The organism is Lacrimispora sp. 210928-DFI.3.58 (assembly GCF_020554865.1).
Classification (GTDB): Bacteria; Bacillota; Clostridia; order Lachnospirales; family Lachnospiraceae; genus Enterocloster.
Genome location: NZ_JAJCIC010000016.1, coordinates 31,557 through 44,050 on the forward strand (window position 1 = coordinate 31,557; position 12,494 = coordinate 44,050).

Below are 12,494 nucleotides of genomic sequence, written 5' to 3' on the forward strand. Positions count from 1 at the left end.
TTACCTCCTTGAAAGGGACTTAACGTCCTCGATGATCTGTCCGATCAGGTACAATGTTGAAGTTCCTCCGCACACCGGAATACAAAGCCATGTAGGCCCTCTCTTTAGATCCGGCAGGCTTACCCAGCGGTAGTTCCAGAACTGCTTTGTGATCTTGCAGCCATAGTAGAGCATCAGGACTGCAAATACCAGCATAACAATGGAAATACCGACGGAAAGCATCCGTTTCACTTTTTCATTCTTCAACATATCGCTCACTGAGGTAAACGCAAAGTGGCGTTTTTCATACACCATGGCTCCTGCGCCCATAAATGCGGCCCATATAAAGGAGTACATGGAAACATCCTCTGTCCAGATAGCGGCAACTCCTACATAACGGCAGCCCATCTGAATTACAACACTGCATAAAAATATGGTCAAAAACACTCCGCCTGCTGCGATCTGCAGCTTCTGAAGATAACCCAGCACTTTATTCATTGCTAAACCCTCCTGATCTTACTGCGCATTTTCCTGCTTCAGCTTCTCACCCTCTGAACGGATGATGTCCAGATAGTTTTCCATATTGTTTTCCGCCGCAAAACGGTCCTGTATCGGAACTGCGATCGCCTTAAATGCATCCACATTTACATCCTCAAAGTTTGTCACAATGGCTCCGTCTGCAATGACCTTTTCCTTTGACTCGTCAAACATATCATATGTCACCTGGCGGTTTTCCTCCGTGGCAATGCGGCAGGCCTCGTCAAACCAGCCCCGCTGCTCCTCTGTCAGAGCATTGTAGAATTGTCCCGTTGTGAGGAAAAGCCTGGTGGTATAATCGTGGTGTGTCTCACTTATGTATTTGCCGTTATCTGTCTTGTGGTGCTCCTTTAAGCGGAAGCTGGTGTAGTCGTTCTCAGCAGAATCAACTACGCCCTGGCTCAATGCCTGGTACAGCTCACCCCATGCAACAGAGGTCGGGATCGCGCCGCAGGTCTTCCAGAATTCCTGTACAACAGGTGTACTCTGTGTACGGATCGTCATTCCCTTTAAGTCCTCAGGTGAGACCACCGGCTTTTTTCCGTAATAATCACGGACAGAGGCCGTCCAGTAGCCCATGATGCGGAAACGGTCATCTGTCTTCTCTGCCAGCAGCTTGCTCATATCCTGGCCAAACTGCCCGTCCACACAGGCCTCCCAGTGGTCAAAGCTGTCAAACAGGTACAGAAGGGAGAACATGTCGATCTCCTTTACGCCTAACAGTGTCATAAAGCCTGGGGATGCTACGGTCAGATGTACAGCTCCCATCTCCAGCTTTTCCACCAGCTCGGATTCATTTTCACCTAAGGTACCGTGATGAAGAGTGGCTGTCGCCCTTCCGCCTGATACCTCCTCCAGCGCTTCCTTAAAACGGATCGCTGCCTTTGTATATGGGTTCTCCATGGATGTCTGATTATGTGCCACAATGATATTTAACTCTGGCTTTGGCGCCCCATCGGAGGATGTCTCCTGGGCGGAACATCCTGCAAGCATGACAGCCGTCATGACAGCTGCAAGGATCATTGATAATTTCCGTTTCATAGCTCTAAACTCCCTCTTTTTTGTTTTTGCCTGGTTTCTCCTGACCGCTTTTTCTTTTATCTCTCCCGGCAGCCGCAGGCCACGGGTTCCGGTTTTTGCTGAATTCAAGCTGATTTTTGGCATAAAAGTGGCCGGGCTCATTTTTTTCTTTGCCCGGCCCTTTTCGTGCCGTAAAGATTTACATTGCAAGAACCTGATTCCACTTCTCCTCGATCACAGGGATACCGTTTGCCAGATTGTCCTGGATCGCTCTTGCCTCAGGCTCGCCCGGATACAAGATATCCTTGCCCTCCTCCACAGGAATGGAGGATTTTACATCAGCAATGATCTTGTCAACGATCTCATCCGTAAGCTCCGGTGTGTTTGCCTTAGAAGGATCGATGGCGATCATGATCTGAGTCAGTCCAACCTCGTCTCCGAAGGTTCCGATGGTCTGTACAGAGTTTCCGTTGGAAAGAACTGTGCCGATCATATCAAGCGCGATGGAGATGCCGCTGCCCTTCCAGTAACCCATTGGGAGAACTCTCCAGGTCTTCTCGATCTCAGCCGGATCCGTTGTCAGGTTGCCCTTTGTGTCATAGCCGCCGGGAACAGGAAGCTGGATCCCCTTTAACTTGCAGTCCTCAAGCTTTCCGTAGGAGAACTGGGCCACGGCACAGTCGATGACCACATGCTGCCCGTTGCTCCTCGGCACAGCAAAGATCAATGGGTTATTGCCGATCTTTCTGTCCTTGCCGCCCCATGCCGGCATGTTTGGCATGGTGTTGGACCAGCAGATACCGATGCAGCCGTTGTCTGCTGCCTGGAAGCCATAGCTGCCGCCTCTCATCCAGTGGTTGTTATTGCCCAGGGCAACAATGCCGATGCCGTACTGCTTTGCCAGCTCACAGGCTCTGTCCATAGCCAGCTTTGCATTTAAGGGGCCGAAGCCTCTGTGGCCGTTCCAGCGTTCAAATGCGCCCAGCTGTAATTCGCACTCAGCCACGATATCCGGATCGATCTCTCCCTTTTCCAGATATTCAACCACTCTGGGGAAGCGGTTTAAACCGTGGGAGTAAACGCCTGACAGGCTGTTCTGTGCAAAAATAGTAGCTGCAGCCTCTGCTCTGTCCTCCTTGAAGCCCTTCTTTATCAGTACTCTCTTGAACTCGTTTAACATTGTCTCGTAGGGAACTCTCATCATTTTTATTTCCTCCTGGTTTTCATTGATTTTATGGGTTTACTGTTTGATCTGCTGGTTGCTTTTCCGAAATACATGTTGGCTCTCGTGCTTTTTATTTGCAATCGATTGCCATTTTGTTTTAAATTTATGAGCCTGCAACTGCACGCTCTCGCTTCCGATACCTGCTTCCTATCTGACCGTGTCAAGCTTGATCTTGATCACGATCTTCTTTATATCCTCCGGCCCGTCCATCTGGCAGAAAGGCCTGTGCACATCCTCCGGGAAGAATACTGCGTAGGAGCCTGTAAACATGGGGAGCATCACCTCTCCGGATACCGGATTCTCCTTATAGTATAAGGTATCCTTTTCTTCAAGGCAGTCCTTGAGGATCTCATTATCTCCCTTATCAGGATAAAATCCCATGTACTCTTTTCCCGATACTATGAACTGAAGCTCTGCATACTCTCTGTGAATTTCCGGAAGCTTCTCTTCCCTTTTTCCTGTCCTCCGCTCATTGATCAGTACGATGAAGCTGTCTCCCTCAAGTGGATATCTTCCCTCTTTCATCCGGGAAACATCTGTCTTTCTGCAGTAATCAATGGCCCTTCGGATCTGCGGAGCATATGCATGTTCAAATTCCGGCGCATTGATATGTCCAAATATCATCGCTTTATCTCACTCCCCCTTTTGAATGTGCTTTGTTGCCGTTTCATTTCTCTGAGTTTTTCTGTTCTGCCGCTTTGTTTTTGTTTTGCAATCGATTGCTTTCTGTGATTTAATAATAGCACAGTGACTCAAATTTAGCAAGTCTTATTTTATTGTCATTTTCTATATATTTTTAATTCACTTTTTGTGCGCTTTTACTAATTTATGCGATTTCGGCAAGTCATCTCCTGCTTTTTATTTCTCTTTTTGACGATTATTTTTGCAATCGATATAATTATGGGCTGCAAAAAGGCAGGCCAGCCTCCTCAAAGACTTGACCTGCCCTATGCTGATTCTTAATCTTATGTGCTCTCTCTCTCTACAATATTGGAAAACAGCATGATCTTATCCGGGTTCTCCCGCCCCTCCAGGCTGTCAAGGAGAATCCTGGCAGCCTCCAGACTCATTTCCACCAGCTTATTGTTAAGGGAGGTGAGCTTTGGATAGCAGATGTCGCAATATTTGGAATTATCCACACCGATGACAGCCACCTGCTTTGGAACCTTGATCCTCTTGTCCGTCAAAGCCCGGATCGCACTGACAGCTGACAGATCCTCGCCAAAGATCAGCCCCTCCACATCCGGGTGCTCCTCCAGTATCTGCTCCGTTATCCGATAGCCGTCCTCCAGTGTTGTTGGACAATCATAAAGCCACATGTCCTCCCTGTTCCATCCCAGATCCATCATGCCGCTTATAAAGCCCTTCTGCTTTGAAAGGTTGCTGGGAGTCTGGTTTGGAAGGATAAAGGCCAGCTTTTTATGGCCTCTTTCCGCCATCAGCTTTACACAGTTCTCCACTCCGTCGCGCTCATCTACCAGAACGCCTTTTACATTCGGAAGCTCCACATAGCCATTTGTTATCACCACGGGGATCTTCGACAGGCCTGTCTCTAAAGCCTTCTTCACCGCCTCACACTGGAAGGTGGAGCCCACCAGGATGATCCCGTCCACCCTGCGCTGCTCCAGCACCTTGATGGCCTGCACCTTCTTGTCATCCGTGAGTCCTGTATTTAAGATCAGGCTGCAATAGCCATGCTTTCCCATTTCCTCCTCTATATAGTAGGCAATGTCCACATGATGGGCATATCGTATATCCGCGATCAGGATCCCGATCATCCTGCTCGCCTTCATCACCAGCCCCCTGGCCGTCTCATTAGGGCTGTAGTCATGCTGCTCCAGCAGAGCCAGCACCTGCCTTCTGGTCTCCTCCTTGATCCCCGGCTTGTTATTCACTACTCTGGAGACCGTGCTTGCCGAAACGCCTGCAAGCTTTGCAATATCATATATCGTCATATATTATCTGCCTTTCCCTGTCCCAATATTTTGCAATCGATTTCCAAAAACTATTTTTATTGTACCATGGGAAAATGCTTCCTGCAAGAACTTTTTGCAACAAACCCGGAAACCTTGTTGCAAAAGAAACCAAAATCCAGAACAGACCAGGCATCCGGAGCTCATGGCTGCGCTATAAATACGAACAGAGCGCCGGTAAATCCGGCACTCTGAAAAAAATCAATAAAGCTCCTTGTAGATTTTCAGCACCCGCGCCTCATCCAGCGGAACAAAGTTATTCCCCATAAGGCGGCCCTGGGCTTCCATGACGCTCTTTGTGAATTCAGTTAGATCAGCTTCTGTAACGCCGTATTCATGGAGAGGTTTTTTGGGAAGGATCTGGTTCAGGAGATCCTCCATACGGTCATAGGCCTCCTCTGCAGAACAGCCCAGAAGGTCTGCCAGATAATCATTTAAAACTGCAATTTCACCGTCCTGCCGTATCTCCATGTAGTTTTTCAAAACACCGGTAAACATGGCGTAATTGCTTTCTCCGTGAGGAACATGGTATTTTCCGCCCAGGGGATAGCTCATAGCATGGACTGCGGCGCAGCCTGCGGTGCCAAAGGCAAAGCCTGCATAGTTGGACGCAGTTAAAAAGTCCTTAAGCAGTGGGATACGCGCTTTTCGGCCCTCCCTGACGATCGCCTGATAGCCGCGGATGATCATCTCAATCGCCTTGTATCCGAAAAGCTTTGTGTAGGATGTAGCCTTAGGAGAAAGGCTGGATTCTACTGCGTGGACCAGAGCGTCGATGGAGCTGGTTGCAAATACGCCAAAGGGAAGCTTTTCCAAAAGCTGCGGGATCAGCACGGCTGTGTCCGCATACATGGCCGGTCCTACCAGTCCCATTTTGGTGCCGAGGCGGGTGCGGTTTAAGATGGAGATATTGGTAACCTCGCTGCCAGTGCCGCAGGTAGTTGGAAGGATGATCAGCTCCCTGCGTTTCGGCAGATTTGGAGCCATATCATAAAGGGCATCAATGCTTTCGTCTCCTGCCACGGCCAGAACCTTCGCAATATCGATAACCGTTCCGCCGCCGATGGCAATGATCCTCCTGCAGTCCGTCTTCGCCACATCGTGCATAATAGCTTCTGTCATAATGTCGGTGGGTTCTCCCATTCCGTAGGCTTCCTGATACCGCACCATACAGTCTAAGTTCATAGAGCCAAAATAGGGCTGGTAAATATATTCATTTGTCAGGACCAGATCTGTTTTACAGAGCTGGAATTCATTTACAAATTCCTGACAGGTATCAAAGCTGTAGAGCTCCGGCTTCCATATGATTTCTTTCATGATCCTTATTCCTTTCTGCTGCCGGAAGATCAATTCTTTCCGGCTGCGAGCTTATCTGCCTTATCCTGCTTTATCATACGCGGAATGGAGATAAAGATCGGGATGATAACGGCAAAGAGTGCAATATTTCCAAGGAGCGTGTAGCCCTTCTTTACGATCACCATCAGTCCTACCTGGGACAGGATCCCGCATGCTAAGAGGAAGCCCAGGGACAGGATAAAGAATTTTGACTTGTGGGAAAGCTTTTCCGTCTTCCATACGCTGGCCCACCTATTGGAAAAATTGAAGGTAAAGCTGGGCGCCGTGGAGGCAACTGCGAAAATTACTACGACCCAGTAAACGGCAGTCAGCACACCGGGGAGATAATTCTGGCAGATCATTAAGATCGGTGTTCCTTTCATTACCTCAGGCATGAATGGGAGAACAATAGCGCCGGTGATCGCAAACAATGCGGTAACAAGCACACCGATCATGACGCCGGAACCAATCGCATCCCGGTTGTCCCGGATCTGGTCGGAATAATTGCTTAAGGTAGATCCCCAGGCAGAGGTGTTAAAGCAGTAGGAAAGGAACATCAGGAAATGAGCCTTTACCGTCGTTCCTCCCCAGTCCAGCCCCTCCTGGAAGTTGCCGATCCGGCTTACCAGCACATCACCGCGGATCGCAATGACAGCGATCAGGATAGCTGCCAGACAGACGATCAGAGAAATCGTCATGATCGAGTTGAATTTCCTGAGGAAGCCTGCGCCGTAAATGGTCAGGACTGCAAAGAGCAGGATTCCCATTGCACTTGCCACCAGAGTGGGGATTCCCAGAAGGGCGTTCATCAGCTCTGTAAACAGGGCTACGGTAGCTGCTACGTTTACCAGACCCTTCAGCATGGTAAAAATATCAAAGAATATGGTGACTCCTCCGCGGATAACCGGATTAGCGTCCGGTTTATGTACGCCGTAGAGTGCCAGATAGTACTGATTGTAGTTCTTTACCTTGTAAATACGGATAAACACCAGGCTGACCGCGCAGAAAAAGGTCATAAAAGCAAAGAACATCCCCAGCCACACAAGAGACCAGCCTCCGCCCAGGGTTACAATATATGCAGATGCGTATACGCCGGATGCCATATTGGCCCCACAGTAGGTGCCGAACATCAGGGCTCCGATGCCAAACCAGATGGAAAATGTCTTTGCAAGGCTGCTTTTATTTGAGTTCTCCATAGTATAATCTCCTTTCTATCATGTCATCCGGCCATACTGCATTTTCAGGAAATGCATATGGCCCGGATGACTTTTCCTATTGAATGCACTGTAAGCTTCCGGGATTTTAAGATCTTCCCTGGTACTTCATCCTTCTTACGGGCTGGCTGGCGTATTTGACAGCGGCCTGGCGCACCCACTCGATACGTGAATCATCAATATCTGCCGGAACCGTACAGTCAGCACCCAGCATAATGCCCACCTGTCCGGCCTCATCAAGGATCTTATAAGCGTATTCCTCCACCTCTTCCCGGCTGCCCTTGTAAAGAACACCCTTCTGCTCAAAGCCGCCGAAGACAGGCTTTCCTCCAAAGAGCTTTTTGCCCTCGCTCAGGGAAACCTTCTCTGTGTGGACAGCCCAGTTATAAGCAGCTGCATCAAAGCCTGTAAACAGGTTTAAGTCATTTCCTTGACCGATAAAGCCGCAGATATGAAGGATATTCATGCTGCTGAGCTTGTTGGCATCATCCAGAACAGCCTTTTCATACGGTGAGATATAGGTTCTGTATACTTCCTCCGGGAAAAAGCCGGACTGGTTATTCACGCTCAGATAGATTCCATCTACGCCGCCTTCTTTCATAAGCAGGCGGTTCAGCTCTATGATCCCTTCGCTTACAGCCCTGCAGGCTTCTCCCAGAGCTTCCGGATCTTCCTCAATAAAATGTTTGATCACAGTCTCAGGACCGCCCAGTCCTGGCCTGCGCCCCTCAGGCAGCGCACTGCGCAAAACCAGCGTAGGAGAAAAGCTGGTGGCATACACCGGAGCATCGGTATCCCCATAAATCTCCCGCACCCGCTTTGTCAATTCCAGAGTCCTCTTCACAAATTTGGAATCCGGGGAAAGAGGCTCTATTTTTCTTAGGTCAGCGGAGGTTTTTACAAATGAGGCTTCCACGGGCATGAGCATCAGGGAATCATTCATGATCTTCGCTACATCGGGATCAAAGAACTGACGGGCAATGCGATGGCCTTCAATATTCTTTTCAAATACCTCATCATTTTCAATGCCCTTTCCAAAATCAGTCCAATCCTCCAGAAAATGATGGAAAAAAGCAACAGGGACACGGTCTACAGGCTTATTCCCCAGAAAATTGAGAAATCGTTCACGTTTTGTCATAGCAGGATCTCCTTTGTTTGATAATTTATTGACACTTTTGTTATAATCATGTTATCATAGAAGCAGAATTTTGGATAATATATATAAAATCCAACCATATAAAAAAAAGCTATAACAGAACAATGGAGGGGATCGGCTTTGAAGATCAAGGCTCTGGAATATTTCATTACACTGGCGGAATCACAGTCCATCAACGAGGCTGCCCAAAAGCTGTATATTGCCCAGCCAAGCCTTACCAAAGCGCTGCAGCTCTTTGAAAAGGAGATCGGTGTGCAGCTTTTTCACCGGACAAAATCGGGGATCCAGCTCACGGAAGCCGGAAAAAAGATCCTTCCAGAGGCAAAACAGATCGTAGAATATTACAATGGCTGGCTGAGTCTTTCAGAAAACCTTCCTCTGCGGGTGGTGGACATTTATATCCAGGCGTCCTTTCCAAACTTTATTCTTCCAAAGATCGTTCTTCAATTTAAAAAGCTCCACCCCAGCCTGAAGATCAACTGTGCTGACACCAGTACGCCGGAGCAATATATTTCCCAGGATACAGAACGGCCTGTCCTGGCTCTTTTTGTATGCAGCCAGGAAGAGCTGATGGAAAAATGCATACATGCCCAGGGGAACAAGCCCCTCATTTTATCCCACGGGGAATATTGCTGTCTTGTGAATAAAAATAATCCTCTTGCACAAAAAAAGACAGTGACTCCAGAGGACCTAAAGGGACAATATCTTGCCCTCAAATCCAAACTGGAAGCCCCGTCCGCGGCCCTGCAGCCTTTGTTAGATGAGATCATTCCCATTGTATCCCCTTCACAGGTGATCCAGACAGAATCGGTAGGCAGTGTGATCAAGCTGGCCCGCACCCAATCCGATGTGTATGCTCTTTCCTATTATCCGCTTTTGAAGCGGTACGAGGGAGTATCCGAGGGAGAGCTTGTCTACATTCCCTTTGAGAACGGAAATACAAAAGGAGATTTCTGCCTGTTTTATTCCAGACGCGCCTGCCATCAGTATCCCTTCCTTCAGGAGCTGGTAACAGCGATCCAGGAGGCCGCTGCCCAGTTTCTGGCAGAGGTAGAATAAGGGTAACGATTCAGGGACTATGATTTTTGTGTTCCTGCCAGCTCCGCCAGCTGCTCCAGCACGCTGCCTCCGCCATTGATGGTGATGCTTCCCACCTTATCGCAGATTTTCTCCAGGTATTCCATCTCCTTCAGCTTAAACAAGGTCTTATTCTCATCCATCATTTTCGCTGTATTCAGAAGGCTCCTGGTGGAGGCTACCTCCTCCCTGCGCATGATAACATTTGCCTGGGCCCGCTTTTCTGCGATCAGCACCGTGTTCATGATATCTCTGATCTCTCCGGGAAGGATGATATCCTTGATGCCCGCGCCAATGAATTCCACACAGAGCTGTTGCTCCTTCTCCTTCATCTTTTCTCCCACATACCGGCTGATCTCCTCCCTCTGGGCTAAAAGCTCATCCAGGCGGTACCGGCCAATGTATTCCCGCAGCACGAGCTGGGCATAGGAGTAGAGCTGGGCTGCCGCCCCATCCACCAGCTTTACCAGCCGCTCCGGGTCTGTGATCCTGTAATTGCAGACCACATTCAGCCTTACGCTTACCTTGTCCGCTGTGAGGATCTCCTGTCCTGATATCTCCAGCTGCTGTATCTTCATGTTAAAGATCTTACAGGTGACTTCCTTTCCATAGTTCCAGAAAAAGTACGTTCCTGTCTCCAGCCGCTTCTCAAACCAGTTGTCAAAGTACAGCAGTCCCACTTCTCCATCCTTTATCACGATCTTCTTGTAATATTTGGAGGGCATCAGGTCCATGTACATCCTGGGAAGGCTTTCCTCCATACAGGGCTTTGTAATATCGATCACCTGGAACTCATTTTTCTCAAACACATTCCAGTATAGGGCCTCCGGTTTTGTGATGACCTCCCTAAAAGCTCCATTGACAAAGCGGATGGCAATGGAGGTATCCGGAAGCTCCACCTTCACTACTCTGGAAGCGAACGTCTCATCCCTCATTAGGATCTCCTCCGGGATATCGCAGGTCTTTACCTCTCCCTTCATGGGGACGATCTGTACCTCCGCGCCTGCGATGTCAAAAAAGGTATAGGTACCTACTGTTAAAATTTTAACGAATTTTCCCTTTTTCAGGAGATATCCGCACTCCTGCTCTTTGATCTTATACGTCTTCATATTGTTTCCCACCTTTCTTTCCGCTGTAAACCTGCATATGCCAGGCGGCTTACACTCCATCACTTTACAAAAGCCGGCGTATCTGCCTGACCAGAAAAAGGACCTGCCCTGCTCCATCCCCGGCACGGGGGCTGCCTTTAAGTACCGGCATTTTTCAGGAATATCCCGGAAATCTTCTTGTTGCCTAAATACCCGCTGCAAATACGACTCCTGTTTTTTCCTGCATCCTGCCGATACGCCATCCAGGCCGCGCAAGCCTGCCAGAGACTGCTCCTTTGGAATATGCCTGCCGGACAGCCTTCTGCTTTCTGTTCCTCTGGCACTTCTCCATAAAAGCCGGAGCATGGGCATTCCTTTTCCTTCCTTGAGACATTGGTAGTGTCTTTTCCTGATCGCTATAACCACTTAGCTACGTGTCCAACACACGGTGGGAGTCGAACCCACGACAAATCATATTTGTGGTCTTTACCGGACCATTTTCTGCAAGCTGCCGGAACACCCACCGCCAAAGGCGGCAGCGCCAGGGAGCCGGAAGGAAGCTCCTCTCCTGGGCAGTCTGCCTGTATCTGGAAACCGGCCCTCCTGTCCCGTGACAGGCGCCGGACCTCTTATCTATCCTTTCACAACTCCCACCGTCCGAAGCCTTTTCACCGGCACCACCAGATCCTGCTGGTCATCCATGACCTCCTCGATATTCTTGTAGGCAAATCGGCTCTCCTCTGCCACATCCGCCTTTCCCTTCTTTCCCAGGATCACACCCTGCTTCTGCAGATCCAGCATGACCTCCTCACAGGAAAATGCTGCCATAGCTCCCTTTCTGGAATACTGTCTTCCTGCTCCGTGGGAGGAGGAGCAGAAGCTCTCCGGATTTCCTTTTCCCATTACCACATAGCTGTAAGAACCCATGGCGCCTGGGATCACTGCCAGCTCCCCGGTTTCCGCCCGGACAGCGCCCTTTCTGTGGACCCAGACCTCTTTTCCATAGTGTGTCTCAAGGGCGGCATAATTGTGATGGCAGTTGATATCCCCTGAAAACTCCAGGTCAAGCTCCGTATATTTTCCAATCCATTTTTCCAGCACCGCCTTTACTGCCAGCATCATTTTTTCCCTGTTTTCCTTTGCAAAATCCATAGAAAGCTGCATCCAGCGCAGGTACTGCCGTCCCTCCCTGGTATCCACCGGGAGAAATGCCAGGCGGTATTCATCCGGCACCTGGCTGTACCATCTCTGGTTCAGCTGTCTGGCCTTGTAGTGGAAATAGTCACAGACAGACTTACCAAAATGCCGGCTTCCGGAGTGGATCATCACCGCAAGATAGCCCCTATCATTCTCCTGAAGCTCAATAAAATGATTTCCGCCTCCCAATGTACCGATCTGGTAATAGCCTGCCTCCAGCTGCCCCAACAGCTCCCCATCCTCCTCATATTGGTCCATTTCTTCAAAGGCACAGTCCATGGTATAGGAGGGCATCATCATCTTATGATGGGCAAAGCCCACAGGCACATTCCGCATGATATCTCCGATCATTGCCTGGATCAGATTTCCGTTTCCTGTTATGATCTCCTTAATATCATCCACCTTAATATTTGTTTCCGTGTAAGCCATTCCGCAGCCAATATCCACTCCCACTGCATTTGGAATAATAACTCCCTCTGCGGCGATCACCCCACCGATCGGCATTCCCATACCGGCGTGTGTATCGGGCATCAGGCTGACCCATTTATGGAGAAATGGAAGCTGTGACAGATGATATGCCTGCTCCTTACAGGATTCCTCCAAATGCTTTTCATCCTTCAGCCATATTTTTACCGGAACCTTCATTTTATCCTTCTCATACATCACAAACATATATCTCACATCCTTTCATTT

Annotated in this window: 11 protein-coding genes; 1 reads left to right on the top strand and 10 read right to left on the bottom strand. The window is 49.1% G+C overall.

Translation table 11 applies throughout. From position 1 onward, the window contains the following. From LIZ87_RS11355 to LIZ87_RS11390, 8 genes are all read right to left on the bottom strand, one after another. Positions 1-477: a TRAP transporter small permease gene (locus LIZ87_RS11355; protein WP_178316331.1), complete on the bottom strand. Its 477-nt coding sequence runs from the start codon at positions 475-477 to the stop codon at positions 1-3. Positions 478-495: 18 nt separating this feature from the next. After that, positions 496-1,557 carry a TRAP transporter substrate-binding protein gene (gene dctP, locus LIZ87_RS11360; RefSeq protein ID WP_178316330.1) on the bottom strand — a complete coding sequence of 354 codons (1,062 nt, stop codon included), beginning with the start codon at positions 1,555-1,557 and terminating at the stop codon, positions 496-498. 178 nt (positions 1,558-1,735) lie between these two features. Continuing rightward, entirely contained in the window at positions 1,736-2,737 is a 1,002-nt protein-coding gene (yiaK, locus tag LIZ87_RS11365) for a 3-dehydro-L-gulonate 2-dehydrogenase (protein WP_178316341.1), read from the bottom strand. Positions 2,738-2,908: 171 nt separating this feature from the next. Then, positions 2,909-3,385 carry a YhcH/YjgK/YiaL family protein gene (locus tag LIZ87_RS11370; RefSeq protein ID WP_227147080.1) on the bottom strand — a complete coding sequence of 159 codons (477 nt, stop codon included), beginning with the start codon at positions 3,383-3,385 and terminating at the stop codon, positions 2,909-2,911. A 341-nt stretch (positions 3,386-3,726) separates the two neighbouring features. Next, the gene (locus LIZ87_RS11375) at positions 3,727-4,716 is read right to left on the bottom strand and encodes a LacI family DNA-binding transcriptional regulator (protein ID WP_178316328.1); all 990 of its coding nucleotides are present in this window, start codon (positions 4,714-4,716) and stop codon (positions 3,727-3,729) included. Between the two features lie 219 nt (positions 4,717-4,935). Then, positions 4,936-6,051, bottom strand: coding sequence for a 4-hydroxybutyrate dehydrogenase (locus tag LIZ87_RS11380; RefSeq protein WP_227147083.1), 1,116 nt, complete (start codon positions 6,049-6,051; stop codon positions 4,936-4,938). Positions 6,052-6,080: 29 nt separating this feature from the next. Further along, positions 6,081-7,265: a hypothetical protein gene (locus tag LIZ87_RS11385; RefSeq protein WP_178316326.1), complete on the bottom strand. Its 1,185-nt coding sequence runs from the start codon at positions 7,263-7,265 to the stop codon at positions 6,081-6,083. 106 nt (positions 7,266-7,371) lie between these two features. Beyond that, a complete protein-coding gene (locus LIZ87_RS11390) occupies positions 7,372-8,421 on the bottom strand; it encodes a uroporphyrinogen decarboxylase family protein (RefSeq protein ID WP_178316325.1) in 1,050 nt (349 codons plus the stop codon). A gap of 138 nt (positions 8,422-8,559) precedes the next feature. Here LIZ87_RS11390 and LIZ87_RS11395 point away from each other — a divergent pair, with 138 nt between their 5' ends. After that, on the top strand, positions 8,560-9,498 hold the full coding sequence (locus tag LIZ87_RS11395; RefSeq protein ID WP_227147086.1) for a LysR family transcriptional regulator: 939 nt from the start codon (positions 8,560-8,562) through the stop codon (positions 9,496-9,498). Positions 9,499-9,515: 17 nt separating this feature from the next. On the opposite strand, the gene LIZ87_RS11400 is transcribed toward LIZ87_RS11395, so the two are convergent. Both LIZ87_RS11400 and LIZ87_RS11405 read right to left on the bottom strand, forming a co-directional pair. Further along, complete coding sequence (locus LIZ87_RS11400) at positions 9,516-10,625, bottom strand: slipin family protein (RefSeq protein ID WP_178316324.1); 1,110 nt, start codon at positions 10,623-10,625, stop codon at positions 9,516-9,518. Positions 10,626-11,237: 612 nt separating this feature from the next. After that, positions 11,238-12,473 carry an RtcB family protein gene (locus LIZ87_RS11405; protein ID WP_227147141.1) on the bottom strand — a complete coding sequence of 412 codons (1,236 nt, stop codon included), beginning with the start codon at positions 12,471-12,473 and terminating at the stop codon, positions 11,238-11,240. Positions 12,474-12,494: the final 21 nt, after the last annotated feature.

Excerpts from the sequence above, each read along its gene's own strand:
- LIZ87_RS11355 (WP_178316331.1), bottom strand. The coding sequence starts at position 477 with ATGAATAAAGTGCTGGGTTATCTTCAGAAGCTGCAGATCGCAGCAGGC.
- dctP (WP_178316330.1), bottom strand. The coding sequence starts at position 1,557 with ATGAAACGGAAATTATCAATGATCCTTGCAGCTGTCATGACGGCTGTC.
- yiaK (WP_178316341.1), bottom strand. The coding sequence starts at position 2,737 with ATGAGAGTTCCCTACGAGACAATGTTAAACGAGTTCAAGAGAGTACTG.
- LIZ87_RS11370 (WP_227147080.1), bottom strand. The coding sequence starts at position 3,385 with ATGATATTTGGACATATCAATGCGCCGGAATTTGAACATGCATATGCT.
- LIZ87_RS11375 (WP_178316328.1), bottom strand. The coding sequence starts at position 4,716 with ATGACGATATATGATATTGCAAAGCTTGCAGGCGTTTCGGCAAGCACG.
- LIZ87_RS11380 (WP_227147083.1), bottom strand. The coding sequence starts at position 6,051 with ATGAAAGAAATCATATGGAAGCCGGAGCTCTACAGCTTTGATACCTGT.
- LIZ87_RS11385 (WP_178316326.1), bottom strand. The coding sequence starts at position 7,265 with ATGGAGAACTCAAATAAAAGCAGCCTTGCAAAGACATTTTCCATCTGG.
- LIZ87_RS11390 (WP_178316325.1), bottom strand. The coding sequence starts at position 8,421 with ATGACAAAACGTGAACGATTTCTCAATTTTCTGGGGAATAAGCCTGTA.
- LIZ87_RS11400 (WP_178316324.1), bottom strand. The coding sequence starts at position 10,625 with ATGAAGACGTATAAGATCAAAGAGCAGGAGTGCGGATATCTCCTGAAA.
- LIZ87_RS11405 (WP_227147141.1), bottom strand. The coding sequence starts at position 12,473 with ATGTTTGTGATGTATGAGAAGGATAAAATGAAGGTTCCGGTAAAAATA.